The sequence below is a fragment of the Litoribacterium kuwaitense genome, from assembly GCF_011058155.1.
GTDB classification, from domain to species: Bacteria; Bacillota; Bacilli; order Bacillales; family DSM-28697; genus Litoribacterium; species Litoribacterium kuwaitense.
Genome location: NZ_JAALFC010000001.1, coordinates 322,809 through 348,688, shown reverse-complemented (window position 1 = coordinate 348,688; position 25,880 = coordinate 322,809). Strand labels below are relative to the sequence as shown.

General features: G+C 42.5%; 32 protein-coding genes and 2 other RNA genes. 11 read left to right on the top strand and 23 right to left on the bottom strand.

The window, feature by feature from the left end:
* Nucleotides 1-122 precede the first annotated feature (122 nt).
* The gene (locus G4V62_RS01930) at nt 123-797 is read left to right on the top strand and encodes a hypothetical protein (protein WP_165199065.1); all 675 of its coding nucleotides are present in this window, start codon (nt 123-125) and stop codon (nt 795-797) included.
* Between the two features lie 629 nt (nt 798-1,426).
* Here the strand turns inward: G4V62_RS01930 and G4V62_RS01925 are convergent.
* A complete protein-coding gene (locus G4V62_RS01925) occupies nt 1,427-1,897 on the bottom strand; it encodes a stalk domain-containing protein (protein ID WP_165199064.1) in 471 nt (156 codons plus the stop codon).
* 631 nt (nt 1,898-2,528) lie between these two features.
* Between G4V62_RS01925 and G4V62_RS01920 the strand changes: the two genes are divergently transcribed.
* Genes G4V62_RS01920 through G4V62_RS01910 form a run of 3 tightly spaced genes read left to right on the top strand, consistent with a single transcriptional unit; the run spans nt 2,529 to nt 3,872 of the window.
* Nucleotides 2,529-2,873: a PadR family transcriptional regulator gene (locus G4V62_RS01920; RefSeq protein WP_165199063.1), complete on the top strand. Its 345-nt coding sequence runs from the start codon at nt 2,529-2,531 to the stop codon at nt 2,871-2,873.
* Nucleotides 2,866-3,348 carry a hypothetical protein gene (locus G4V62_RS01915; RefSeq protein WP_165199062.1) on the top strand — a complete coding sequence of 161 codons (483 nt, stop codon included), beginning with the start codon at nt 2,866-2,868 and terminating at the stop codon, nt 3,346-3,348. The genes G4V62_RS01920 and G4V62_RS01915 overlap by 8 nt, the downstream gene beginning before the upstream one ends.
* The gene (locus G4V62_RS01910) at nt 3,345-3,872 is read left to right on the top strand and encodes a permease (RefSeq protein ID WP_165199061.1); all 528 of its coding nucleotides are present in this window, start codon (nt 3,345-3,347) and stop codon (nt 3,870-3,872) included. The genes G4V62_RS01915 and G4V62_RS01910 overlap by 4 nt, the downstream gene beginning before the upstream one ends.
* A gap of 335 nt (nt 3,873-4,207) precedes the next feature.
* On the opposite strand, the gene G4V62_RS01905 is transcribed toward G4V62_RS01910, so the two are convergent.
* The 6 genes from G4V62_RS01905 to G4V62_RS01875 all read right to left on the bottom strand — a co-directional run bounded on the left by G4V62_RS01905 (nt 4,208) and on the right by G4V62_RS01875 (nt 10,947).
* Entirely contained in the window at nt 4,208-5,281 is a 1,074-nt protein-coding gene (locus tag G4V62_RS01905) for a phosphodiester glycosidase family protein (RefSeq protein ID WP_165199060.1), read from the bottom strand.
* Nucleotides 5,274-5,741: a hypothetical protein gene (locus tag G4V62_RS19680; RefSeq protein WP_246218180.1), complete on the bottom strand. Its 468-nt coding sequence runs from the start codon at nt 5,739-5,741 to the stop codon at nt 5,274-5,276. The genes G4V62_RS01905 and G4V62_RS19680 overlap by 8 nt, the downstream gene beginning before the upstream one ends.
* Nucleotides 5,742-5,767: 26 nt before the next feature.
* Complete coding sequence (locus G4V62_RS01890; RefSeq protein ID WP_165199057.1) at nt 5,768-7,003, bottom strand: stalk domain-containing protein; 1,236 nt, start codon at nt 7,001-7,003, stop codon at nt 5,768-5,770.
* Nucleotides 7,004-7,343: 340 nt separating this feature from the next.
* Complete coding sequence (locus G4V62_RS01885) at nt 7,344-7,787, bottom strand: BrxA/BrxB family bacilliredoxin (protein WP_246218179.1); 444 nt, start codon at nt 7,785-7,787, stop codon at nt 7,344-7,346.
* A gap of 72 nt (nt 7,788-7,859) precedes the next feature.
* The gene (gene ilvD / locus G4V62_RS01880; protein ID WP_165199056.1) at nt 7,860-9,560 is read right to left on the bottom strand and encodes a dihydroxy-acid dehydratase; all 1,701 of its coding nucleotides are present in this window, start codon (nt 9,558-9,560) and stop codon (nt 7,860-7,862) included.
* Between the two features lie 259 nt (nt 9,561-9,819).
* Nucleotides 9,820-10,947, bottom strand: coding sequence for a conserved virulence factor C family protein (locus tag G4V62_RS01875; RefSeq protein ID WP_165199055.1), 1,128 nt, complete (start codon nt 10,945-10,947; stop codon nt 9,820-9,822).
* A 132-nt stretch (nt 10,948-11,079) separates the two neighbouring features.
* Between G4V62_RS01875 and G4V62_RS01870 the strand changes: the two genes are divergently transcribed.
* Together G4V62_RS01870 and metA are read left to right on the top strand one after the other, a co-directional pair.
* A complete protein-coding gene (locus G4V62_RS01870; RefSeq protein WP_165199054.1) occupies nt 11,080-11,367 on the top strand; it encodes a hypothetical protein in 288 nt (95 codons plus the stop codon).
* Between the two features lie 76 nt (nt 11,368-11,443).
* Complete coding sequence (gene metA, locus G4V62_RS01865) at nt 11,444-12,349, top strand: homoserine O-acetyltransferase MetA (protein WP_165199053.1); 906 nt, start codon at nt 11,444-11,446, stop codon at nt 12,347-12,349.
* A gap of 71 nt (nt 12,350-12,420) precedes the next feature.
* Here metA and G4V62_RS01860 read toward each other — a convergent pair whose 3' ends face one another.
* Complete coding sequence (locus G4V62_RS01860; protein ID WP_165199052.1) at nt 12,421-12,615, bottom strand: zinc-finger domain-containing protein; 195 nt, start codon at nt 12,613-12,615, stop codon at nt 12,421-12,423.
* Nucleotides 12,569-13,294 (bottom strand): reverse transcriptase-like protein, encoded by a 726-nt coding sequence (locus G4V62_RS01855; RefSeq protein ID WP_165199051.1) that lies wholly within the window; start codon nt 13,292-13,294, stop codon nt 12,569-12,571. The genes G4V62_RS01860 and G4V62_RS01855 overlap by 47 nt, the downstream gene beginning before the upstream one ends.
* A gap of 89 nt (nt 13,295-13,383) precedes the next feature.
* Here G4V62_RS01855 and G4V62_RS01850 point away from each other — a divergent pair, with 89 nt between their 5' ends.
* Nucleotides 13,384-13,779, top strand: a complete 396-nt coding sequence (locus G4V62_RS01850; protein WP_165199050.1) for a ribonuclease HI family protein — start codon at nt 13,384-13,386, stop codon at nt 13,777-13,779.
* On the opposite strand, the gene G4V62_RS01845 is transcribed toward G4V62_RS01850, so the two are convergent.
* Nucleotides 13,758-14,042: a DUF6123 family protein gene (locus G4V62_RS01845; RefSeq protein ID WP_165199049.1), complete on the bottom strand. Its 285-nt coding sequence runs from the start codon at nt 14,040-14,042 to the stop codon at nt 13,758-13,760. The genes G4V62_RS01850 and G4V62_RS01845 overlap by 22 nt on opposite strands.
* Nucleotides 14,043-14,152: 110 nt before the next feature.
* Here G4V62_RS01845 and G4V62_RS01840 point away from each other — a divergent pair, with 110 nt between their 5' ends.
* Entirely contained in the window at nt 14,153-14,275 is a 123-nt protein-coding gene (locus G4V62_RS01840; RefSeq protein ID WP_165199048.1) for a small, acid-soluble spore protein L, read from the top strand.
* A gap of 89 nt (nt 14,276-14,364) precedes the next feature.
* On the opposite strand, the gene ssrS is transcribed toward G4V62_RS01840, so the two are convergent.
* The 10 genes from ssrS to G4V62_RS01790 all read right to left on the bottom strand — a co-directional run bounded on the left by ssrS (nt 14,365) and on the right by G4V62_RS01790 (nt 20,423).
* Nucleotides 14,365-14,533, bottom strand: a non-coding RNA gene (gene ssrS, locus G4V62_RS01835) — 6S RNA.
* Between the two features lie 55 nt (nt 14,534-14,588).
* Nucleotides 14,589-15,158, bottom strand: coding sequence for an isoprenylcysteine carboxyl methyltransferase family protein (locus G4V62_RS01830; protein WP_165199047.1), 570 nt, complete (start codon nt 15,156-15,158; stop codon nt 14,589-14,591).
* 3 nt (nt 15,159-15,161) lie between these two features.
* Entirely contained in the window at nt 15,162-16,229 is a 1,068-nt protein-coding gene (locus G4V62_RS01825; RefSeq protein ID WP_165199046.1) for a type III polyketide synthase, read from the bottom strand.
* A gap of 56 nt (nt 16,230-16,285) precedes the next feature.
* Nucleotides 16,286-16,855 carry a xanthine phosphoribosyltransferase gene (locus G4V62_RS01820; protein WP_165199045.1) on the bottom strand — a complete coding sequence of 190 codons (570 nt, stop codon included), beginning with the start codon at nt 16,853-16,855 and terminating at the stop codon, nt 16,286-16,288.
* Nucleotides 16,856-16,963: 108 nt separating this feature from the next.
* On the bottom strand, nt 16,964-17,140 hold the full coding sequence (locus tag G4V62_RS01815) for a hypothetical protein (protein ID WP_165199044.1): 177 nt from the start codon (nt 17,138-17,140) through the stop codon (nt 16,964-16,966).
* Nucleotides 17,141-17,213: 73 nt separating this feature from the next.
* A complete protein-coding gene (locus G4V62_RS01810) occupies nt 17,214-18,350 on the bottom strand; it encodes a THUMP domain-containing class I SAM-dependent RNA methyltransferase (RefSeq protein ID WP_376768247.1) in 1,137 nt (378 codons plus the stop codon).
* A 127-nt stretch (nt 18,351-18,477) separates the two neighbouring features.
* Nucleotides 18,478-18,870: RNase P RNA component class B (gene rnpB, locus G4V62_RS01805), an RNA gene on the bottom strand.
* Between the two features lie 55 nt (nt 18,871-18,925).
* The gene (gene gpsB, locus G4V62_RS01800) at nt 18,926-19,237 is read right to left on the bottom strand and encodes a cell division regulator GpsB (protein WP_165199043.1); all 312 of its coding nucleotides are present in this window, start codon (nt 19,235-19,237) and stop codon (nt 18,926-18,928) included.
* A gap of 73 nt (nt 19,238-19,310) precedes the next feature.
* Entirely contained in the window at nt 19,311-19,889 is a 579-nt protein-coding gene (locus tag G4V62_RS01795) for an SLOG family protein (protein ID WP_165199042.1), read from the bottom strand.
* A 180-nt stretch (nt 19,890-20,069) separates the two neighbouring features.
* On the bottom strand, nt 20,070-20,423 hold the full coding sequence (locus G4V62_RS01790; protein ID WP_246218199.1) for a CotD family spore coat protein: 354 nt from the start codon (nt 20,421-20,423) through the stop codon (nt 20,070-20,072).
* On the opposite strand from G4V62_RS01790, the gene G4V62_RS19675 reads away from it, so the two are divergent.
* Nucleotides 20,307-20,582, top strand: a complete 276-nt coding sequence (locus G4V62_RS19675; RefSeq protein ID WP_246218202.1) for a hypothetical protein — start codon at nt 20,307-20,309, stop codon at nt 20,580-20,582. The two genes, G4V62_RS01790 and G4V62_RS19675, sit on opposite strands and share 117 nt — an antisense overlap.
* Nucleotides 20,583-20,729: 147 nt before the next feature.
* Here G4V62_RS19675 and G4V62_RS01785 read toward each other — a convergent pair whose 3' ends face one another.
* The 3 genes from G4V62_RS01785 to G4V62_RS01775 all read right to left on the bottom strand — a co-directional run bounded on the left by G4V62_RS01785 (nt 20,730) and on the right by G4V62_RS01775 (nt 25,018).
* Nucleotides 20,730-21,959, bottom strand: coding sequence for a ribonuclease H-like domain-containing protein (locus tag G4V62_RS01785; RefSeq protein WP_165199041.1), 1,230 nt, complete (start codon nt 21,957-21,959; stop codon nt 20,730-20,732).
* A gap of 4 nt (nt 21,960-21,963) precedes the next feature.
* Nucleotides 21,964-24,222, bottom strand: a complete 2,259-nt coding sequence (locus G4V62_RS01780; RefSeq protein ID WP_165199040.1) for a DEAD/DEAH box helicase — start codon at nt 24,220-24,222, stop codon at nt 21,964-21,966.
* A 73-nt stretch (nt 24,223-24,295) separates the two neighbouring features.
* Nucleotides 24,296-25,018, bottom strand: a complete 723-nt coding sequence (locus tag G4V62_RS01775) for a class I SAM-dependent methyltransferase (protein WP_165199039.1) — start codon at nt 25,016-25,018, stop codon at nt 24,296-24,298.
* Nucleotides 25,019-25,128: 110 nt separating this feature from the next.
* Between G4V62_RS01775 and G4V62_RS01770 the strand changes: the two genes are divergently transcribed.
* Nucleotides 25,129-25,344 (top strand): hypothetical protein, encoded by a 216-nt coding sequence (locus G4V62_RS01770; protein WP_312855408.1) that lies wholly within the window; start codon nt 25,129-25,131, stop codon nt 25,342-25,344.
* 113 nt (nt 25,345-25,457) lie between these two features.
* Nucleotides 25,458-25,862: a hypothetical protein gene (locus G4V62_RS01765; RefSeq protein WP_165199038.1), complete on the top strand. Its 405-nt coding sequence runs from the start codon at nt 25,458-25,460 to the stop codon at nt 25,860-25,862.
* Nucleotides 25,863-25,880: the final 18 nt, after the last annotated feature.

Below are 25,880 nucleotides of genomic sequence, written 5' to 3'. Positions count from 1 at the left end.
TTTCGTCGACTACCATTATACAGAATTTGGGGAGGTACTTCCTTTTTTATGTCTCGGAAGCCTTGCGTGGCAAGACCTTAGAATTATGAAATTCATTCACATATGAAGTGAGGTTGTTTATTATGTTTCCATGGCTTATTCCAGTGAAGAAACACTATGAAAATAATAATTATGACTTTATAGAAGAAGTTAGTATCGAAAAGGTATCAGCTAAAAATTTTAAGGAAATACTGACTCCTGCATGCCAATTTTTTGCTTATTCCTCTTATCTTCTTCAAACCGAAGTTTATGTTTCGATTCCAACACCTAGTAAAGAAGCCGAAAGCTTAGTCTTAGAACAATTAGTGCCACACTATAAAAAAATAACTAAAGAAAGTATAGGCGATAAATCTTCTAGGTATAACTTGATTGGTTTAAAACCTGAAACTCTAACTCTTTTAAGGGATTATGAAACTTCAAATAAATTATATTCTATATTACCAGATATGGTTAAAAGTAATAATTTAAATCAATTAGACCAAAATTATTTTAAAAATGCAGACATCAGAGATTATTCTATAGATATAAGTCAGCTTAAACCTTTAAACGTAAATGGTACTGAAAGTTTATACCAATTCTTGAAACAAACTTTTTTTGCAAGAGAAGGAGTTATACGTCTGCAGCATGTAGGTTGGAAATTAAATAGTGATCTAATCAAATCACCTTCTCTGAGAAGTTTTAGCACTTTTGCTTCTAAGATTAATATAACTGTTAATTTATCTAATAGAGATATTTTAGGAGTTGACATATTTAGTTAAATTGTCTAGAGAAAGTTGTGAAACCTTGTACTCAAACAAACGGTTGCTTAAGTTTAATAAAAAGAAGCTAAAAGTCGATTCCTTGAAATCGACTATTTTTTATAGGTGGAAAGACGCTACCCCTCTGTAAGATTTTTATACGTTCGTGGTAAATACATTGGCAATCGGTGGTACATTTCATGGCACTTGATGGTAAATAAGATGGCAAGGGTGGTAAATTCTTATGGCAGCATTCAACCAGATCATTGATCTGGCGAAGCATGTTGTCTTTTGGTACGACGAGATCGTAGATCGCCATGAATGGACTTAAGGGAAGAGTTTCTTGGTTTGAGATCACGAGACACACCACCTGTGTTTTCTTAAAGTTAAGTATACAGGAATATCCTAGTGGATTGTAGTGGAGGGCGGCGACTCCTGCGGGAACAGCACGAGCCGAAGACCCTGGACTGAGAGTAGCGAAGGAAGAGGCTGAGGCCGTGCCCTCGGAAAGCGTCCGCCTGGAACGGAAATCCACGGCGCACCCGAAAAACGCCGCTAGAAACGACGAATCGTTTCCAGCGGCGTCAATAAGCTTCTTTGGGGACTTTTTCAGTGCCCTCTGAAATCCCCTGCCATTGTTTTAGAACTGTTCAATCCCTGAGAGCGTCCTCTTCGATTTGTTCAGCTTCTTCTTCCGTGATACCAAAATCCTTCATAAACGTTTTCAAGTTCCGATAGTGTGGATCTGTCTCACCGAGCCATTTTTGAAACTCGTCACCACCCACATGTCGTATGAGATAGCCGGGAATCGAATCAGAAACATCCGCGTCTCCTTCAAACCAAGGGAATTTGATGCTGATAATCGTCTCATCGTATCTGGGCACCGTGCGATAGTCGACTTTTGCATCCATTTGTTCGGCGACCCACCTTAACGGCACATACGTGTGATCGTTGTAGTTCAAAACGCTCTGGTTTTCCGGAAGTTTTTTTTCTTCAGAATTTATAACCAACGTAACCGGATATAGTGTGGCCTTTATGAAATCAGCCGCAAAGATGGTCGTTGTGCTTGCGACCATAACGCCAATAATCAACCCACAAGTAAATGTCCTTATCTTCATCATTCATTTCCTCCCACTATAAATTAGATTTTTCTTGCTTTTACTCACTCATTCTTAGATTTCATACATGGACATCCTTAAGAGTTGTAGAAATTGTGAAGTAGAAACAGATGGTATGTCAACACTAAACTAGACAATTATTTTGAGGTCTTGTCAATTTGAATTCAATCGGTGATAGGTAGTTCAGTGATCCAATTTGGAGAGGTACTTCTTTTTTTATGTCTCGGAAGCCTTGCGTGGCAAGACCTTAGAATTATCAAATTCATTCACATAGTAGTAAAAATTGTTGGCATACAGTACTTAAATGAGCGGATTATAGAGCCATCAACATACATGTATTCATTGTTAGTTCGAATATAGCTTTGAATGTAATGATCGACCCCTTTACAAAAATGCTTGAGTAGTACTCAATACCTTTGTTCTCTTTTACGACAAAAAGTTCTTGGTTTATGCCCCCACCTTCTGTATCTTGACTACTAGGTTCACTGACAATAATCAAAGTGCAAAAGTTACAAGTGGATACATACACTGGAGAGGTCATTTTATGATTGACTTTTAACTGTTAATAACAGTATACTGTCATTAACAGTTCGTTTAACATATTCTAAGTATACTTTAGGAGGTTCGTTGATTAATGAAACATACAGGGAGACATACAGGTGCATTTCTTTTGCTGTTTTTAACAGAGGAAGATAGTTATGGAGGAAAGCTTTTACAGAAGTGTGAAGAGGAACTTCCCGTTAATCCAATAGATAGTGCAATCATATATCGTACACTAAAAAAATTAGAGGGCGAAGGTGCTGTAGAGTCTTATTTGGATACAACCAGTCAAGATAAGCCAATGAAGAAGTACAAGATTACGACAGTAGGAAAAAGAAGATTAGATGACTTTCATGAAGATATTGAAGCAAAAATTAAAAATTTATCATTTTTCTTGAACAAATATAATCAATGGAAAAAGGAATCTAATCATGATTAATGGCGCTATTCTTTACGCGATAGCCATTATTCTAACGAGTATATCTTTTATAAATGATAAAAATAAAACGAAAGACGCTCTGTTAAAGTCATGGAAAATGTTTAGAAACATTATGCCTGACGTGTTAGCAATTATGCTATTTGTTGGCCTTTCACTATCAATATTAACGCCATCCGTCATTTCTTCGATGATCGGAGAACAATCTGGCGTTTTAGGTATTGTTTACTCTACAATCATTGGTTCTGTTTCACTCATACCAAGCTTTGTTGTGTTTCCTCTTGGAGCTACATTTGTTCAAAATGGTGCAGGTCTTCCTCAGGTAGCTGCATTAATGTCGGCATTAATGTCAGTTGGAATCGTAACATTGCCTATGGAACAAAAAATTTTCGGGCGAAGCTTTACTTATTTTAGAAATGCAGCTGCTCTGTTCATGTCTGTCGTATTTTCATTTATCATTTGGATGGTGATGGTATGAATACACTCAAACAATACCGTTTCTTTTTCGTTTTATTATTCGGGCTCATCATAGTGACTTTTATAAACCAATCGATAGGGTGGCAGGCATTTCAATTAACTGGAAAAAGCATTATGGATATGCTGTTTCTACTCCCTCCTGTTTTGATATTCGTCGGTTTACTAGACAAATGGGTGGCGAAAGAAACACTGATTAGATATATGGGGGAAAAATCAGGATTGTATGGCATCATGTTCGCTCTATTATTAGGAGGAATTGCGGCTGGTCCCCTTTATGTAGCATTCCCTATTGCGGTAACACTTCTAAAAAAAGGGGCAAGTCTACGATATATTGTATTTTTTTTAGGCGTTTGGACAACCGCAAAATTGCCAATTGTCGTTTATGAATTGTCTTCATTCGGTTTGCTGTTTACGCTTATTCATATTTGTTTTGGCCTCTTGTTCTTCTATTTCTTGGGTGTTCTTTCTGAAAAGATGTTTGACCGACGAAAACTATTGAAGTATGACATCACAGAAGATGCTTGAATGAAGTAGAACCTCATGAGCCATGAAAGCATTGATGTAGCTTTGAACCAATGCAAGCGATCACGCAAACAATTTCTTGATCTTCTATCGAAATGAAACGAACTTTTTCTGTAAAAGAGATCTACCAAACCATTTCAATTGACTTACTGCGGAGGAAATGCTCTCATATTAGGTCCTTAAGACCTTAAATGCTTGCTAATCTTGTTTAAAACGCGGAATTGCGTTTAAAATTCTAACTTTCTGAGTCTACTTCTTTTATGGCATGGTCTATAAAAAAAGAATCAAACTGGAAAATGGCTTTACGTATAAAAATACGTCTTTTCCAGATGATTCTTTTATGAAAAAATTAAAATATGGCTTGGTACTTTTCGTTCCTGCCCGTCGGAAGGTTTGTTCATTAACTGTCCATTATAATAAAATGCACTTGAACCTCCACCGTCTAAGTTGAACGCATCTTTTACTTGAAAGCTTAACAATTTATTTTGCACTTCTTCTAAGGAAACGCCGTTACTATGACCGGCTTGGCGTCCGTCGATCACGATAAATAATAAATCATTATTGGAGAAATTACCGACGATCGTTCTCGGTTCTCGGCGGTTTGCCCATTTCTGAGGGATCGGTAATTTTTGCCCGTTTGCTAAAAGGGTAGGGGTAAAGCTGGCACCGTGTAAAATATGATTATCTTTAATTTCTTTTTGCGTTGTATAGTTGCCGCCGACGAGGTGTCCTGATGTATTAAAGCCGACGAAAGACAGCTTTTTGGCACTCTCATACATTGTTTCAATTTTCCCGTCAATGACTGTAATTCCCATCGGTGCCATATCTCCATCGCCTGTGTGCCAAAAGCCGCCAGCGTTAATCGCGAGTGTTGCACCTGTCCGTTTTCCAGCTGCGCTTGTCGTTTCTCCCGGGCTTTTCACTTTATCGTGTGCCAAGTTGGCTCGCAAAGCATCTTTCGAATGCACGCTCACTTTAGCCATATATCCACGATAGCCGGCGCCTTCAAGAGAGTAGACTTTCACCGTTGACCGATCCCCGCTTTTTTCTGAAATAGGATCGCCTAACAGGTTAGACAAAATACGTTCGAGCACTTTGTCTGAAGTAGTCATTTGTGATTGGCTCGTCGTTGTCAAGCTTGCGATTTGTTTTTGCTGGTTAATATAAAATTTTTCTTCTTCAGCGAGCGAGGTTTGCACGGTTTTTAGGGATTGGTCAATTGCAGCAATCTGCTCGTTTGTTGTGTCAATCTCAGAGTCAAGCGTTTTTGCTGTTTGCGACAGCGGCTCGGCTTCCATAGCTAACGCATGCCAAGGGGTCTTTTTTTCCGGTGTTTCAAGATAAAAAAATAATATAAAACCGAGGAAAGGCGTGAAGGTAAATAAAAGCCAAAGGTGCAATCGTTTACCCATTTGCAGCTTCCTCCAGCTTGGCGAGAGATTGCTGAAGCTGTTTTAATTGCTTTGTCAACTTGTCTACTTCACCTTGAAGAGCTGCTTTTGTTTCATCATTGCCACTAATCCCTTGTCCAGTCTCCTCAACTTTCGTCTGAAGAACAGCTAAGTTTTTTTGCACGTTAACGAGTTCATCTTTTACACTGGACACTGTCGTATCTAATGTCGTCAATGTTTCTTCGTTTTTCGCTTGAATTGTTGCTAGCTGATCATCTACATAACTGCGCGTATTGTTTGCGTAGTATTCTGCCGCCGTGTAACCTCCAAACATGACACCAGCCCATAAAAGAATGGATAAACTCCACCATACAACGGTCACCCATGTCTTTTTTTCTTTCCCTTGCTCTTGCGAACGTGCATGATCGCCCTGATGCACGTCATGTTTTTCTAAGAGTGAGCGGGCCTCTTTATCTTGCATAGGTTTTCTGTCCTCCTCGATACGGGTCAATCCTTCAAATCATCAGTGGTCTCTGACATCGCCTGTTGATAGTCGTCTGTGTACTGTCGCAGCAGCCAAAGTGATACCCCTTTTGTCCGATAGGTATTGGCCAGCTCTATTTTTTCTCCCATAGTTTCCGGTGTTTCATGAACTAAATTGATGCCAACGAGCACTTTTTCTCTTGGAATAAAATGGAGCGTTTCCTCTAACCCTTTTTTTACAAGATTCATAGGTTCTGGTCGCTGGTGTGCGTCCCCTTCCGGATGATAATCATACAACATTACTACTGCCATATCAACGATTTGTCCAATCTGTTCGTACTCATATTCACTAAAAAAATTATTTGGCGGAGCAATCGCAACAGATAGCGCTAACTGTTTCTTATTTAATGCCTCGTCAAGCTGATCGAGAAAGGTTGTATATAACGACGATAGCTTTTTATCTTCTGGAGTAAACCCTTCAAAATCAATCATAACCCCTGAAAAATCATTTTCGTCGGCGACTGCCACAATCTCAGCGATCGCTTCTTTTTGTTTCGCCTCTGAGTGGAGTAAAGACGCAATATGGTCTCGATTGATTCCATGAACCATAAACCAAGCGTCGCGCCCATTTGACAAGCTCAGGTCAATGATTTCATCGGTACTGGCATCAGGATGATTTTCTGGCCAATAATAATCATTCAGTTTTCCATCAGTGGAACGACTCATTTGGAAATGACCTTCTTTAGAAATGGACCCCCATGTGAATGCCGTACTTGATAGCTCCGCGATGGCATCACGTTGTTGGAACGACCCTAGTCCGTAAAAGCCAAGTGTATATAGCTCCGTCGCTTCCGTCGTAATATTGACTGTTTGTGTATCGCTTTGCCACTGCACGTTCGTCCCTAATGATTCGGCGATAAAACGTATCGGGACAAATGTACGACCTTCACGAATCATAGGCGGTGCGTCTAAATGAACGGATTGCTTATTTACTTCAGCTTCTGTGTTGCCAACAGTCATCCGCACGACACCTTCGTCAGATTGAGTTGTGACTTGTTGGGAGGATGGATTCCAATTGACATGTACATCTAACGCTTCAGCGACTGCGCGAAATGGGACGAACGTACGTCCATCTTCAATAAATGCTGCACTTTCAACATCCATTGTCATACCGTCTACCTTAATAGAAATGTTATCAGCCGAGGGCTGAGCTAGTAAAAGCCCAGCACCGAGTATGCTACTGAGTAAATGCTGCTTCATTTATAAATATCCCTCTCAAATCGCCGGTTTATCTCTGTTTATCAATATTTATGTATAGAACATGTTTGTCTTTATTTGTGTCACTGTGTTTAATTGTTCGAAATTCTATGTTCATTTTTGCCTGTCTGTGATTTGGATATAGGCTTTCCTTTGAAAACATGGTACAATTTACGTCATATAAACTGTGTATTTTGAAGTATGGAGGTTTTTTGATGGATGTTATGGATCTTTCACTCACAGTGATGAGTGTCGTTTCAGTTGTCTATTTTATTTTCCTTATGGTCACTGAATAGTAGCAGGATGAAAAAACTCCCCTTAGCTGTGGGGAGTTTTTTTGTGTTTATGCGCCTTTTACAGTGTCAAAAGCTTGCAAAAGTTGTTCATAAATCTCTTGGGGCTCTGCGCCTTCAATCTCATGACGATGAATAAAGTGATGCACGCTCTTCCCTTTTAAGATCGCCATAGATGGTGAAGATGGAGGAATGTCTCCGAAATACTCACGCATCCGTTCAGTGGCTTCTTTGTCTTGACCAGCAAACACAGTGACGAGGTGTTTTGGTGCATCCTCTTGTTTAATGGCGTGGACAGCCGCTGGTCGTGCAAGTCCGGCGGCACATCCACAGACTGAATTGACGACAACAAGTGTTGAGTCTGCTTCATCTATTCCATTAAAAAACTTGTCCACTTCTTCAGCAGTTGTTAGTTCAGTAAAGTTGGCATTGACTAGTTCCTGGCGCATTGGCATAACCAATTGGCGCATATGTTCTTCATAAGCAGAAGACAATGGTAATCCCTCCATTTTTGTTCAATACGTTTATTGTACTACAAGGAGAGCCATTGCTTCAAATCGAGCCGCTTATCGTTCGCTCTCGTCTAAATCAGTGACCGCACCTTTTGCCGATGAAGATACAAGTCGTGCGTATTTAGCTAAAACGCCTCGCTGTACTTTTAATGCTGGTGCTTGCCAAAGCTCACGTCTTTTCGCAAGCTCTTCATCACTGACATCCATAGAAATTAATTGTTTTTCACTGTCGACAGTGACGATATCGTCATCTTGTAGCAAGGCAATGTTTCCACCGACCTGCGCTTCTGGCGCGATATGGCCGATGACGAGACCGTGCGTTCCCCCGGAGAAGCGTCCATCAGTGAGCAAGGCTACATTTTCACCAAGCCCTTTCCCAACGAGAATCGCCGAGAGTGAAAGCATCTCTGGCATACCTGGTCCGCCTTTTGGTCCTTCATATCGAATGACTAAGACGTCGCCTGGCTTAATGTTGTCGTTTAAGACAGCTTCAGTCGCTGCCTCTTCCGAGTTAAATACACGGGCAGGTCCAGTAAGTGATGTAACTTTTAAACCGGATACTTTTGCGACGGCACCTTCCTCAGCTAAATTACCACGTAAAATAACGAGGGGACCGTCTTTACGCTTCGGATTGTCTAAAGAGATGATGTCCTGTCCTTCTTTTAACGCAGGTGCTTCTGCTAAGTTTTCGGCAATGGTTTTGCCGGTGACCGTTAAGCAGTCGCCATGCAGATAGCCTTCTTCAAGAAGCATCTTCATCACAGCTTGGACGCCGCCGACCTCATGAAGGTGTTGCATAACATACTTTCCGCTTGGACGTAAGTCAGCAATATGAGGCACTTCCTTCTGGATGCGTTCAAAGTCTTCTAAGGTTAAGTCGACGTCAGCAGCATGAGCAATCGCCATGAGATGCAAGATGGCATTTGTCGATCCGCCGAGTGCCATCACGACGGTAATCGCATTTTCAAACGCTTTTTTCGTCATAATGTCTTTCGGATAAATGCCTTTCTCAAGCAAGTGATATACGGCCGTGCCTGCGGCTTCACAGTCTGCTCGTTTTTCCTCAGTCGTCGCCGGATTGGAAGAGCTTCCTGGTAAGCTCATTCCCATCGCTTCAATAGCTGAAGACATCGTGTTTGCGGTATACATCCCACCGCAGCTGCCTGCGCCTGGACACGCATGACATTCAATTTGATGGAGCTCTTCATCATTGATGTTTCCTTTGTTATGCTGACCAACACCTTCAAATGCGGACACGATGTCAATATTTTTACCGTTAAGTTTTCCTGGAGCAATCGTTCCACCATAGACAAAAACAGACGGAACTTGACTGCGCGCAATCGCAATCATACAACCTGGCATGTTTTTATCACAGCCACCGATGGCTACGAGACCGTCAAGATTTTCTCCACCTACAACTGTTTCAATTGAATCGGCAATCACTTCACGGCTTGTAAGTGAATAGCGCATCCCTTCCGTTCCCATGGAAATGCCGTCCGATACGGTGATTGTGTTGAAAATCATTGCTTTTCCGCCCGCGTCGTCGGCCCCTTTTTTAGAGCGGCGAGCGAGCTCATCAATATGTACGTTACAAGGAGTAACTTCACTCCACGTGCTGGCAATACCGATCATCGGTTTTTTGAAGTCTTCATCATTAAATCCGACAGCACGGAGCATCGCGCGGTTTGGAACTCTGCTTGCTCCCCCATCACTGATCACTTTACTTTTAATACGCAAATCTTTTTCTTGTGTCATTGTCTACTCCCTTTTCTACTTACAAGTGTTAATGAATTTTCTGACAAATGAAAGATCGATCATTTGCCAGATCGACTCCTTCGGATGCTTACAACAAACGAAAGAAGTAAAAAATAAGTCAATTAGAATAATTTATACTTAACAATATATCTCTTTTGCATGTACTTTTCAATGGGGACATCTGATTCAGGTGGGAAAACATAGTGAGATATACTTAAAAAACCTCGTGAAGACTTGTGTTGCTTCACGAGGTTCAATATTATGATGGATCTTCTTTTTTACTTCTCATCGTAGCTTCTGTCATTTGCTTCCATATTGAGCCTTTTGCTTCTCCACCACCTGATATTCGTTCAATCGCCATTTGCACTTGTAGGCTGACCTCGAATTCATCATCATCTTTTGCTTTTTCAAGTGCAGGGAGTGCAGTATCGTCCCCTACTTCATAGAGAAACATCGCTGCACGCCAGCGAACAATTTTATTTTGATCTTCCAACGAAGCGACCATTGCGGGAATGGCTTCCGTCATACCGAGATCAGACATTGCATCACCGGCTGTTCGTCTAACGGTCACAGAAGAGTCATTTAACGCTTGTTCAAGCAAAGGCAACACTTTTTTGTCTTCGATCATACCGAGGTAGACGACAGCAAGACGGCGTATCGATGCTTTTTCATCATAAAGTGCCTTTTTGAGCACTGGGAGATCCTCAATGGTCGGATCACTCATATTCTCAAAACGTTGATAGCGTACTTTCCAATCAGGATCATCTAAGTCACTTTCTGTCACACGATGGTATTTCTCGATAAAGGGTGTTGTTTCTCCCTTTTGTAATGACGTTAGACGTTCAGGTGGATAAAGTGCGGATAGCTCTTCCACAAGCGTAGCACCGACATCTTCAAAGTCACCAAAGCGGACGCCGTAGTCGTCCCATGTGCGGTCAAGAACAACATTTTCACCACTGGTTTGCAGCTGCATGACGGCATCACTAAAGCGTGTAGGTAGCCCTACTCTTTTTTCTGACTCGCCATTTGTCAGCTTGATTTGCATTGGAATGCCAGCATATTTTTGAATTTGAACAGAAATTTCACCAAAGGAATCATTACTTTGTCTCTGTACTGCCGATTCAGTCGGCTCTTCACCAAATGATTGGCGGACGGTCGCTAGAATAGGTTTCCAATCGTAGGAGGGATAACGATCTAGCGCCAAAAAGTCAGCGACATGATAAACGGCTTTTACACCGTCAATATTTAGAACGGCCTGAAGCCAGACAGGTGCTTCTTTATGATCTTCTTTTTTGTAATGTCGACTTTGCCCTGTTCCTAAAGCTTCAGATAAATTAATTTTCATTGTGTGCGGGCTTGGGGTTGGTTCGATTGAAACGATATGCATGCGAATCCTCCTATCCACGAATCTATTGAGTATTGTATCATGACAAAAGGTTAATTGCTGTCACGCTGTTTGGCTTGGTGTTTACGCGATTTTCTTGTATATTGACGTTAGAACGTAAAGGGGGAAGCGAACATGCATGCACCTTTAGCCAAATGCACATATATCCAACAGGAGCATCTGCTTTCTGTGGAGGGAAAACAGATCATTACGTCGGCTCATCGATTGTGCCTCTATCGCCACGAAATTACCTCCTCCATAAAAACGTGGAGATTGCAGGACGTTTTTGATGTGTCCTACTGGATGGTTTCTGAGCAGCTTGGGTTTATTTATTTGCATACAATTTACGGTGTGACGCCTTTTTTAATTGAGGAGCCTCCAGTTTCCTTCATAGAAACATTTAAAAATCTTCCTCATCTCTAAATCGTTAGGGTGGTTGTACAACGCAAGGCTTCACTGTAGAATAGTAAGCAGGCTCAATTGTCAAGGGGGGATTTCATTGCCAATTAATATACCAGCTCATTTACCTGCAAAAGAAATATTAGAAAATGAAAACATTTTCGTAATGGATGAAAATCGGGCCTACTCTCAAGATATTCGCCCATTAAATATTGCGATCTTTAATATTATGCCAAAAAAAGAAGAGGCAGAAACACAGCTTTTGCGCCTTCTCAGTAACTCTCCACTGCAAATTAATGTGACGTTGCTGCACCCTTCTACACATCAATCAAAAACGACAAGTGCTGAACATTTGCAAGCGTTTTACAAAACGTTACCTGAAATTGAACAGCAAAATTTTGACGGAATGATTATTACAGGGGCACCGATTGAGCATTTAGACTTTCAAGAAGTCAATTATTGGGATGAGTTTACGTATTTAATGGATTGGACAAAAACGCATGTGACGTCAACGCTTCATTCGTGCTGGGGCGCCCAGGCAGGGTTGTTTTATCACTATGACATCCCTAAACATAAGCTTGAGCAAAAATGCTTCGGTGTTTACTCGCATAACATCGTCGAGCCGAATTGTGAATTGTTGCGGGGATTCGATGATCGTTTTTACGTTCCGCATTCACGGCATATGACAACAACAAAAGAAGATATTTTGCAAGTGGACGATCTAATGCTGCTTGCTGAATCTGAAAAAGCCGGGGTTTGTCTCGTGCAAAGTAAAGATCGAAAACAAGTCTTTTTAACAGGACATCCAGAATACGATACACAAACGTTACAGAACGAATATAAGCGTGATGTGACAAATGGAATGAACATTCAACTTCCGGATTATGAATGTTGTGGTGGTCCATCAGAGTCCGTGCCACTGCATATGTGGCGTGCTCATGCTTATCTACTGTTTACGAATTGGCTAAATTATTATGTATATCAAGCGACACCATATCAATGGTAAAACGTCTTGTGTATGCTGTTTCGCAAATAAAAAGACCCGCGTCTTAGCGCGCGAGGTCTTTTTATTTGGCATCATTCATCTTCACGTTCCCCACCTAACATGCTCCCAAGCGCTTTTAATTCCTTTCCGATAGAACAGCGATGGATGCAAAACTGATGAGCTCGTTTTCGTCCGTAAACATGTCTATAATGAGCCTTCAGGAAGCAGCCTTCACAATACTCATCGAGAAGTTTTGTCGCTTCCTTTATGGCGGTCTGATCCTTCATCATCAGTCAACTCCTTCATATCTGACTCAAGGCGAGAAGTACTTTCAACAACAATATGATTTAACGCTTGATTTGCTAAGTGGTCACAGCGCTTGTTTTCCTTTGAAGGAATGTAGGACCACGTAATGTCTGCCTTTGTTTGTTCTAATTGCTCATCGATACGATCCGCCCAACGCTGTAACACTTCGTCATAAAGGGGCCAGTCCCCTGCCATTTGTCTGATGACGTTCATTGAATCACCGTGAATGTGTACAGAGGAAAAATCATTCGGTAGTGACAATAGCTCTTCACTTAACATCCAAAGTGCAGCAAATTCAGCTTCATTATTTGAACTTAGCGAAGAGAAATAACGGTTTTTTCTCATTTGCCAAGTCGTTTGACCATGATCGTATAAAATACAGATACCCACCCCGGAACGCTTTGAACTTCGATCAAAATTGCCGTCAAACCAACAGCGAACGTTTTGCAGCCTGTTTCGTTCAGCAGTTAAGAACTGTTTCAACGTTTTTTCGCTCCAAGATCGACCCTCTTTGTCAACAAACCGGATATTTTTTGCATGATTTAATCGTGTCGCCTCATTCGCCCAAGCCATCGCGTCTTCGGCTTCTAAATCGCCGGAGATAAATTCGATCGTTTGCTTCCCTTTTACAGTATAATCCCAATAAATTTGCACTTTCATCCGCGACCCTCCTCTAATGAAATGTATCGTGCGTCAAACAACTCTTTGATATACTACCTATGATTGAGAAAAGAGAGGAGAAATGGTGTATGGCAGATTTGTACATCGATGGTGCAAGTGCTGGGAATCCAGGTCCATCAGGAGCGGGGATTGTTCTTATCAATGACGGAATAGCGTATGAGAAAGCAATTCCTCTTCCTCCACTAACGAATCATGAAGCTGAATGGCATGCACTGATTGCGGGGATGAATTTCTGCAAGGAGCATGGGGTGCGAAATGTTTTCGTGAAAACGGATTCTCAATTAATTGAACGAGCGATTGAGAAAGAGTACATAAAAAATCCGCTTTATGTACCATTTTATGAACAAGTGCTTGCGCTATCCAAACATTTTGATTTATTTTTTGTGAAATGGATTCCAGAAAACAAAAATAAAAAGGCCGATCTTCTTGCTAGACATGCAATTCACTTAAGTAAACGATCGTAAAGACCTAAATTTTTGGCCATCTGAATGGCTTCTTTTTTTGTTTTTACATCATTTTCCTGCAAGCGCTCAACAAATGAAAGATAAAAGCTTGGATCAAATTCAAACTGAGTAGACCATACGACTTGAAGCGCAATGATCATCAGCTTGTCGTTTGCATTGGTAAATTTTTGTGCGAAATGGATGAACAATATATCGCTGTAGGAAAGCTTAAACCCTTTTCCTTGCATTTCGTCTAGATAATACCCCAGATTCTTCTGTTGCACCGGATTCAATCCCCATTCCTTGATATTCAAACCGACGTTAATATATATGCTGCATGTTTATAAAATCCGAAAAAACGCACATCCTAGTAATGAAAGGAGCGTTTTAGCCTATGAAAAAACAACGGCACAAAACGAGCGTCAACCCTCAAGGTCAAGCACCGGATGAGATGAATACTGCACCTAAAAGCCAAGGAGAAAACGAAGCTAAAAAGACGAATACAAAACACTCCTAAGCTTAATTATAGCACATATGTCCTGAGCTTATTGATCGTTCATTGGAAAAGCCCTCCACATGAATAGTGGAGGGCTTGAATTATATTAGCTAATCCCCGCGAGAACGGTGCTCGTCATCGTCTGTCAATCCCTAAAAGGAACGTGGGTGCCCGCATTCACGCGTTCGCCCTTACAGGCGTATTCGATCTAATATAGGGCTCCCTTTGACAAATCATCGGATTAAGACAAAAAACGAATCACCCGAACCGCAGGAACACCATTATATCGCGCATATTGGATTTGATCAAGGTTTTAAGTTTACTTACAATACGGTCATTGAAATTTTTTGAGGTTTGGCCAAAATTTCTTTTTGTTCTTATACAAAGCGGCTGCTTGATTGGTTGTCGCGTTTTGTAACGCGGCTTCTTCGGTCGGTATCCGTATCGCTAAAGCGGCACTTTGCAAAATCACACCAGCGACCATGGCGACATAGGCTTCTACAATGACTGCTAACAGAAGCATCTCTAAATAGACGATGACGTAGTTTGGGTGTTTCATCCAACGATACGGCCCTTTCACTTGTAATGGTGCCCCAGGCAATACGATAATTTTCGTATTCCAATATCGCCCTAATGAGCGCATCGTCCAAATGCGTAAAAAAAGGACACCACTATAAAGAAACATGAATATGGGCCAGTACGGTGAAAGCTGGGGGGCTTGAAAAGCTTCATATGTCCATACAAGGATAAACATCGTTTGCCCGACCACAAGCCAAATATAATGACTCTGGCCATACTCAATTGCCCCCTCCCTCTTCATCCATTGTTCATTTTTCCTCGCGATCCACAACTCAATCAAGCGCTGACTAAGTAAAATAATCAACAACAGCCATGCGATCATCATAAACTATGCCCCCTTCCATTCAAACAGAAGAAGGTCCGTTGAAAACCCAGGGCCTAACGCTGACATCAGCCCCTTTTCACCATGCTTTCGCGGATATTTCATACGTTCTTTAAGGACAAACAATACCGTCGGAGATGACATATTGCCAAATCTAGCGAGTACATCGTACGCAATAGCAAATGCTTGTTTAGGAACAGACAATCCTTCTTCATACGCTTCGAGCACTTTCCGACCGCCTGGATGAGAGACAAATGAAACTATATCCTCCAGCTCAGTGCCGTTCGCGGTGAGGAATGCTTTCGTTTCCGGAACAGCCCACGAATGGACAAGTTCTGGAATTTTAGGGGCAAAAATGACGTGCAGCCCACCTTCTTTTATTTCCCAACCCATGATCTCTTGGGAATGAGGAAGCAAGCTTTGAAATCCGGAAATATAATAGAGGGTATTGCCATCGGACTTACCTGCTTGATCCCCACTTACAACGACCGCTGCAGCACCATCTGCAAAGAGCGACGTACCAACAAGGTTGCTTTTTGAAGTATCATCATGCTGAAAGGTTGTTGAACACATTTCTACGCAAACGAGGAGTGCTTTCCTTTCCGGGTATCGTTCACAGTATGTAAAAGCTTTGTTTAAGCCGGAAACGCCTCCTGCACAGCCATATCCCCATAGAGGGTAACGTTCTGTCGTGGCGGGAAGGTCTAACGCTTCAATAAGGGCGACATCAAGCCCCGGTGTCATAATACCTGTACTCGTCACTACAAAAACCGCGTCAACTTGCCGAGAAGACGCCGGTAACTGCTCTAGACAATCTTCAACAGCGCGTATTGAACAATCGTATGCTGCTTGTTGAAAACATCGGTTTTTTTCCGAGAATGAATGCTCGACCGTGTACCAGTCAAGCGGCATTGCAAAATGGCGCTCATGAACAAGACCTGTGCCAAACACTTTCATTAAACGATCGATGTCTTTAAACGCATCGGCAAATATTTTTCGCACCAGAGGCATAATGTCTTTTTGTGTATATACATTTGCGGGAACTGCAGTTCCAACAGCTTCTAAAAAAGGCACGATGACCACTCCCTCCGACTTTTTCCTAGCATGTGGAAAAAAAGGAGGAAATATACCTAGGCAAATGTAACCTGCTGATTTTTTAAGGAAGCAATGATTGCTAGTGAACAAACGTTAATATTTTGCTGTCGCAGTTTCTCTCCCCCAGCCTGAAACCCCTTTTCGATGACAGCGCCAAAGCCGGCAAGGCTCGCTCCAGATTGCTGCACGATATCAAGTAAACCTTCTGCAGCCTGCCCATTCGCAAGAAAATCATCGATAATAAGTACGTGATCTTCTTCTTTGAGCCAATCCTTTGATACAAATATCGGATTATCTTCTTTTTTTGTAAAAGACGTAACCGTCGTCGTAAATACATGGTCTTGAAGCGTTAGCGACTTTTTTTTACGTGCAAAAATGCAAGGGACTTGAAAAGAAAGAGCTGTCATCATTGCCGGTGCAATCCCGGATGATTCTAATGTAAGCACCTTCGTAATTGGTTCATTTGCATAATGTTGATAAAACGCTGTACCGACACTTTGCATCAGCATCGGATCAATTTGATGATTTAAAAAGCGATCGACTTGTAATACTGTTTCTGAAATCACAATACCTTCTGTCAGAATTTTATTTTTTAACGCTTCCATGATCTCTGTTCTCCCTTTGTTTAAATGATCGCTAGCTTTTTAAAACAAGGTCAGCTTGTTTTACGCCCATGCCATAAAAAAAACCGCCATTTCGGCGGATTGAAGGGCTTATGTATGCTTCGTGTTGTTTTGATGGCCTAGCCCCTCGTAGTAAAATAATGCTTTAACATTGCTTAAACGCGCTTCCTGCAAAGATTGCTGAACGTGAGGACTTTCTTCACCTACAAAAGATTCAGCCCGTTTTAGCGCGCGCTCTACTCGCTCAAAAGTAACATACGGATTCAATGATAAGGCCCCTTTCTCAAATAAATCACACATATACCCGCTATTATATGCACGATGAAGGAGCCTTATACGTCTAATGGTGTTTTGACGCCCAAAATTGATAATATTGTGTTTCCAGGTAACCATTAAATAACTTTCTTTTTTTCGTCGCTTTTTGACCAGCATTTTTTTCAAATTGCTTGTCAGCAGTAATTAAATAATACGACCAATCGGGTCTTGTCTGTATGAGTTGTCCAACCTGTTCAGCAATGGCTTTTGTGCCTTTCTCATCACCCATGCGTTCACCGTAAGGAGGATTGCTGACGAGTACGCCATTTTCGTCTGGAAGTGTAAGATCGGCAAGCTGCATTTGTTTAAATTCAATATCAGACATGAGTCCTGCTTCTAAAGCATTTTCTTGACTTGTTTCAATCATTCTGTGATCAATATCACTGGCGAAAATTGACAATCGCGTATCGTAATCTGCCAGATCCTCAGCTTCTTCTCTTGCTTTTTCCCAAACGTCCGTCGGAATGAGCGGCCACCTTTCAGAAATAAACGAGCGGTTAAATCCAGGCGCAAGACGTAAACCAATCATTGCAGCCTCAATCGCTAGCGTTCCTGACCCACACATCGGATCAATAAAAGGCATATGCGGCTTCCAATTTGTCAAGAGCACGAGTGCAGCGGCTAATGTTTCTTTCAAGGGAGCCTCACCTTGATCAAGACGATATCCGCGCTTGTGTAAGCCCGTTCCACTCGTATCTAATGTAATTTCAGCCCAGTCTTTCGTCACATTAATCTCAATCGGAAAAGTGTCCCCTGATTCGTCAAAGCTCATAAATTGAATTTGTTTTGCGGACATGCGATCAACAATGGCTTTTTTCACAATGGATTGGCAATCGGGTACACTGGTGAGTACCGAGCGAACAGACTTTCCTTGTACTGGAAAGGCAGCATCAAAAGGTAAATAAGCTTCCCACGGTAACGCTTTCGTCCCTTCGAATAGCTCGTCAAACGTTTCGGCTTTAAAGCGACCTACAACAATCTTAATGCGATCAGCCGTACGCATCCATAAATTTAACCGAGCTACATCAGTCGCTGTTCCTCGCAAAACAATTCGACCGTTTTCCGTTGTCATGTCGGTATAACCAAGCTGACGAAGCTCTTGGGTGGCTACGGATTCTAAGCCCATTGCGGTCGTGCAAAGGATGGTAAGATCATTTTCCAATAGAGACACTCCTTATGTATTGCATAAAAAAGGCTCTCTTCATGAAGAGAGCCTTCTATTTAATCATTGTTTGCTGAACGTATCCAATCAAGGACGCGTTCATCCAAGTTAGCAAGGGACTCATGCGTTCTGTAAGCCATGTTCTGTGTCAAAGCACTGCAATCGGGTCCTTTGCCCCTCGTGCTTTGATAGCGATCATCTATCTGCATTGTATGATACAATGCCTTCTCATCCGTTTATATTCCTTTTGAGAAGCGCCCCTACCATAATTTGGGTTTCTCGCTCGTGGGGTTTACCTCGTTCCACTCTTCCTGTTTCCAGTGAAGACTCCGTCACTGTGGCACTTTCAAGAGCATAAAAGCCATATCCTCATGGACGTAGGCTTTTTCTCTGCCGTTAGTCACGCTGACTACCCTGACTTATTGTTTCGTCAGGCACGAACACTACAGCCATTTCAGGCTGTGCGAGCATGGACTTTCCTCTGCCTATGCTTGTGCATGGACAGCGATCGCTCGAACGCATAAAACGCTTGCCGAATTATTATACCAGTTCTACAAAAAAAGTCAAATATCTACTTACTCGTAGAGCTTACTTCCGAAAACATGCCTCTCTAAATTCGAAAGTCTTTTTAAAATATCATAATTCGTGCTCCCTTGCTGAGGAGCTGGTGACGTCGGAGCCTTTTGTTTTGGCATCTCCTCTGTCTGTCTTTTCAACTTTTCATTTTCCTGCTCAAGCGTTTCAATATGGGCATGCATGGTTTCATAATCTTTGATAACTTGATCTAAAAATTGATCGACTTCATCCTGATTATATCCTTTTAATCCCGTTTTGAAATCTTTCTCTAAAATGTCTTTTGCCGTTAACTTAAGCTTGTCTGATAACATAGCATTCACCTCGTTCAATGCGTGCGTCGTTAGCATCTATTTTTTCAGAAACACGACGAAAAGTCAATTTTTCTTACCAATCATTCCGTCCATCCCCTTCTAGCTCTTGCATCATCCGTTCTGCTTCGCTGACATCTTCGATTGTAATCCAGTTAATTTCATATGTATTTGCCGCTTGCTTAGCCCGTGCTTCCTTAAGAATGTATTGAGGTGTACCTTGCTGTTCTTCATCATATAATAGCAGTAAGCCGTCAGTATGCTTGACGAGAAACGCATTTCTTATGCGGAGCTGTGTCGGTGACTCGTACGGCCGTTCTGTTATGTACTTTGCATAATCTGCCTGTGAAAGCAGAGATTGAAATAACTCCTGCTCTTGTGGCGACCAACGTTCCTCCCAACCAAAAAATGGAGGTAATATCGCTGTTTTTACATGGGGGTAATCAGCTTGTAAGGTTTGAACAATATCCATTGCCCACAGCTCCACCCCTGTCTGTGCTGATGATATAAACCATTCGACACCTGTCTCCACTTGTTCAATCAGTTTCGAATGAAGTACTGTTCGAATCACTTTTATGCCAGGATGATTTGCTTTAAATATACCGAGTTCGTAAGGCTTGTAACCACTGATGGCGATTGATTTGATTGGATTCATTGGCTCACCTCCAAACACATTGACCTCTTCTATCGTCATTTACAGGTATCAGTTAACAAGTTCTGACGGATGATACTAGTCAGCTATGAAGTCAAATTGGAGACGTCACGTAACCTGAGAGTGAAGACAAATGTATTCTTGCCTTTTCCTATCTTAGCAAATGAGCAGCCTCTCTGTTATTTACAGCCTGGCTTGACATCGGTTAGCAGCCAAGATACGAATAGAGCCTGAGCTTATGATACGAAGAGCAAGATAGCAGGGTCCACATGAAGTGTTTGACAACACGCTGAGAAAGCTGACAAAGTCAGCTTTCCTGTTAACAGTCTTTAGGCATAAGATTTTCTGGCATTTCACAGCAATCGAAATGCTGATGTTTGCATCCGCAACATTCGAAACTGTTTGAGGATAATAATGACGATGTTCATACATGTTATGCTGACGATATTCTGTATGCACTGGATGGATATGCGGTACGATATGACGAACGTATTGATTTTCAACCACCTGTCGTGTCGGGTGAACAATCGGCTGCATCATGATTGGCTGCGTAGCTGCCGGCATCATCTGTTGTGGCATTGGCGATTGCGCGGGCAATTGTGCCTGCGGAGGCTGACAGTGATGCGGCGGATGTGGGCAACAATGTTTATGCATGAGCTTTACTCCTTTCTCTCCTCGTTAGCGAGTACACTATAACCTATGCGTCACTGAACGAAAACGAGATAAGCCAGACACCCAAATACGTAAAAAAGCACAATGAAATCTCCCCGTCGATTGCCGCGATTTTATGCCGAAAGCTCTCACATCCTGCGCTTGCCCGGGAAATGATCTGGAGAAATATCTCTATTTCCTCAGAGATATTTTCGTCCGTAAACGCTTTTCCCGATGGAGAAATTCTGGCATGTCACCTCGAGCTTCTTTGGCCAGTTCTACACACTTGAGCGCAGCTTCATATTCTTTAAACTGGTGCTCATAAAGCATCGCCATGCCAATCTGTGCTTCGTGCAAGCAATGAGGGGCGTCGACCTCGTGATAAACGGTTAATGCTTTATGGAATTGTCCGTTTTGTTTATATAAACGGGCGAGACGAAGCCGGGCGACGTCTTGGGAGTTCTCCTCACGATCTGCGATCACCTTATATAACTGCATCGCTTCTCGTCTGTCACCGACATCCTCCATCCATTTTGCTAGTGCTAAAAGCTCTTCGCTGTCGGCGCTTGCTCCTTCGTGAACTCGTTTTGAAAGATGAATGTAAAGACCGACGAGACTAATGATATCCTTGGCATTATGTGTGATAATCCCTTTTAACCAGCGGGCATCTTCATTTCCGATATATTCTTTGTACATCATTGGTGCCAAAAAGCCAGGAGTGTCATCCATTCGGGAAATGCCAAGCTCTGCCTCTTCAACCTGGCTCAATGAAACCTTTGGTAAACGGTGTTTCCAAAGTCTTCTGGAAGCATGAAGAAGATCATAATGGCCATATGCAGGAAGTGCAGGGACGAGATGACGAATCAGCACATGCTTCGATTTGACTTGAGGCCAATCGAATGACTTTCCGTTGTAGGTGACTAAGTCTGACAGTGCACCATGCTCTTGTAAAAAAGGGAGAAACAGCCCTGCCTCAAGCCCTGGTCTTGCTAAGACATATTGCTTGACTTGAAAACCGGCCGAAGAAAAGCGTCCGGTGCCAAATAAAAAAATCGTATGGCCTGCCCCGTGGGACAGACCCGTCGTCTCAGTATCAAAAAACAGCAAATCCTCTGCTGTTTTTCCTTTGGACGATAAAGGAGAGTGTGAAGTTCGTTTATTCCATTCGGCAACAGAAGCGTACATATCGCCGAGCGTATACTTTCCAATAGGAGTATGAACATCAAAGCACTCGGTTTTTACATAACAGTAGCCTTCCTCAGAATGGACGGCCTCAAAGCCGAGCTCTTTCCAACTTTCCTCAGCAAAAAAAACGTTTTCGTTCTCTCGATTTCCTTGCTGCTTCTTTGGAGGAGATGATGATTGGGCAGAGGTCTGTGCTTGCATTTGTTTATATCGTTCAAGCTTCTTTTTTAGAGACATGATTTCACCTCTTTACGAGCGCCAATAGCTCCAGGGTATAGGCTTTCCCTCGTTCTCCAGCATCCATTCCTACACAGGCAGGGCATCCTTCTTCACATGAGCATGACTGAATCAAATCAATCGCTTCTAGTAATAGCTGCGGCATTTGCCGGGCAATTTTTTGACTAAGACCAACTCCGCCAGGGTAACTGTCGTAAACGAACAACGTCGGCAATTGATTGTGCGGAGCTTTCACTTGCGGGACGACATGAAGATCAGTTGGATCGCACATGACAAATAAAGGAGCCAAATGTTGTATCACATTTTGCAGACCGACAAGCGCCGACTCCAGCAATTCTTCTTTCATCGCTTCAGTATCCGCAAATGAGATCCATGCACTTTCCGTATGCATTTCAACCTCTGGCAAGTGAATGGGGCCTGAACCGATGTTTTCGTGTGTATTGAATTTAATCTTTTTAAAAATGGTCGCCATGCCGCGAACACTGACGTCACCATGCTCAACAGTATACCTGTCACGTTTAAACGTTTCATTCGTTTCTAAAACATCTAACTGTACGGCGAGCTGTGCATCTGTGTAATAATCAGCAGCCACTTCACGGACATATGCCTTTTTTTCTTCCCAATCAAGCGTTTCAACTTGGAATTGCACGCCTTGGTGAAGATAAATGGCTTCTTCGTGTAGAAGGGTTAACGCACTGAACGTATCCATCTCCCCGATCACTTGATGCTTTCCCGTCGTCGATTGATCAATAATGACGACATTTTCCTGGGAAGCGGAACGGAGGCTAATTTCGTGTGCGGGAAACGCATCGCTCATCCAATGCCATCGACCTTGATGAGCGTGCAGAACTTGTTGTTCAGCCAAGTAGTCGAGAAGATCATCGACCTCTTCTCCCCCAAACAAATCTCCTCGTTGAAAAGGAAGCTCGTAAGCTGCACATTTTAAATGATCCATTAAAATAATCAAATTGTTTGGATGAATGCGCGCCGTTTCTGGAGAATGCTGAAAAAAGTAATCTGGGTGTGACACGACATATTGGTCTAACGGTGTAGAGCTTGCGACCATAATGACAACGGATTCTTTCTGCCGCCGTCCAGCTCGTCCTGCTTGCTGCCAAGCGCTGGCAATCGTTCCAGGATACCCGGTCATAATACAAACTTCTAGCTGACCAATATCTACGCCGAGCTCAAGTGCGTTCGTACTTACTACACCGTATATTGAGCCATTTTTTAAACCTTCTTCAATCTGTCGCCGCTGTGTAGGTAAATACCCCCCACGATATCCTTGAATCGCTTTGGGGCCAAGATTTTTTTGCACGAGCCGTTGGAGATAAGTCAGTAATACTTCAACCCGAACACGACTACGGGCAAAAACAATCGTTTGGATCCGATTTTTCAAGAAACCCTCTGCTAGTGCTTTAACTTCTAGCGTTGCACTACGACGAATATTCAACGAACGGTTCACGATCGGTGGATTATAAAAAATAAAGTGCTTCTTTCCAGTTGGGGCACCGTTATTATCAATCAATGACGTCGGCTTTCCTGTCAAAAGCTCTGCTAATTCCTCGGGGTTTTTGATCGTTGCTGAAGTACTGATAAATACCGGATCTGAGCCATAATACAAGCAAATCCGTTTTAAACGGCGAATGACGTTGGCAACATGACTGCCGAACACGCCGCGATATGTATGAAGCTCATCAATAATGACGTACTTTAGATTTTCAAATAAAGACACCCATTTTGTATGGTGCGGTAAAATTCCCGAATGAAGCATATCGGGGTTTGTTAAAACGATATGTCCAGCTTTCCGTATTTTTTGCCGGATATTTGCAGGTGTATCACCGTCATACGTATATGAATGAATCGTGGCTCCGATGGCATCAATCATGTCAGCCAATTCTGTTTTTTGATCTTGTGCCAGTGCTTTCGTTGGATATAAATAGAGTGCCCTTGCATGAGGCTCTTCTAAAATCGTTTGCAATACAGGCAAGTTATAGCATAACGTTTTCCCTGATGCCGTCGGTGTGACCGCAACGAAAGACTGTTTTTCACGCGCGCACTCATACGCTTCTTTTTGGTGTGTATACAAATGTGTGATGCCGCGCTCGTTTAAAGCGGAAGAAAGCCGATGATGCAGATCGTCTGGGAGCAGACAGACTTTAGCCGGACGCTCGTCAATGGTTTGCCAATGGACGACATTTGGCTGAAAGCGATCATCTTGACGAAGTAGACGCACGATTTCCTGTAGCGATTGAGGCTGCATACAAAACACCTCCCTATCATTCCAGTATAGAGAATATACGTTCGAATGACAATACTTTGGATAATGTTTATTTTTACTTTACATTACGGTCATTGAAATTTTTTTGCGCTTTCCAAATGGTGAAACCGAGCGCTGTACTGTGCTTCATCGTGAGTTGTTGATGCATGTCTAGAACACGTACTTCTTCATTTGTAAATGGCTCTTCTTCAACAATAAAGTCTTGCGGATTTGCCATGAGCAAACCGTCGATAATTGTACCAGATTTTTTCTTCTCAAAGCTTAGCCTAGCGTGCTGACATACGTCTTGCCAATCTTCTTCTGTCCACATTTTAGAAAATCCATAAAATGACGTCAGCGTCCTTTGCTCTTGATGCTGAAGCGGATGAAGCATCGTCATTTCATTACACCAAATAGACCCTTCTTCCTTGAGCACTCGTCGCATTTCAGCCAGCACACGATCAATCGGCTGAACAAATGAGAGCACCGATTCGCAAAAGATAAAATCAAATGAAGCATCATTAAACGGGAGCTGACATAGATCTGCGGTGACGTATTGATGTTGTGGGTGCGCTTTTTTAGCCGCTTGAATGAAGTTCACATCACGGTCAACTCCGATCACCTTTGCTTTCATTTCTTTTGCCAATAATGCTCCAGAATGTCCAGTGCCACAACCCGCTTCCAGCACGAGAGACGACGCCGTTACGCCCGCTTGCTCCGCCATCCAAAGTGTTGCCCCGCGCCCACCCGGATGAGCAAACGGGACGCTTCGATTAGCAATCACTTCTAAATAATTCATTGTTGCCCCCTCCCTTTAATTCCATATATGCCTTAATGCACCTGTCCCATACATTTTAGACCGACTTTGCATAGTGTAATGGTAAGACGAATAATGAAGGGAGTTTGCTCATGTCGTATCGCCATTATGATACATGCTGTCGTTATCACGGCAGACCTGTAATGATTCGCTGCCAAAATGGTGCAGAATATCGTGGTGTGATCCGGAATGTGTCTAGATCACACGTATACCTTGAACCGCTCGGAAAAGGTCTGGCCTTGGATATGGCTACGGTGGTTGGGGCTGGGGCGGATGGGGCTATGGAGCCGGTCTTGGAATTGGTGTAGCCCTCGGCTCAATTGCAACGATTGCCCTCCTTCCTTTCTTCTGGTAATTCATAAACAATAGGCACAAAAACCCTGGCCCTGTCATAATTTAAAGGGCAAAGGGTGGTGAGATTGTGTCAAATGAACAAATGCTAGACTGGATTAAACGTTGTTTTTCATCCACTGCTTCAAGTTGGTCTCCCTCTGATGAGCAATGGATGAACCAGTTTGCCAACTTCTTTCCTGGGACACAACCGGTTCAGCACAAAAAAGCAACCGTCGAAACTACGGAATCGTTTTGCATCATCCGCTATCCTGTAGAAAAAGATGCTATAAAAAAATTATCTATCCAGCATTCTTCTTCAATTGTTTGGATTAAGGACAGGGCAAACGAAACTCACGAAGAGGTTCGGCTCCCCTGTCTCATTCAAAAATCGTCGAGTGGCTGGTCTTACGAGCACGATACCCTCGTCGTCAGGTGGCCAAAAAAAATCGATCCTGTTTTGGCAGAAATGCACTTCAATCCCGATATTTTATAGGATTGATTTTTTTTTGCC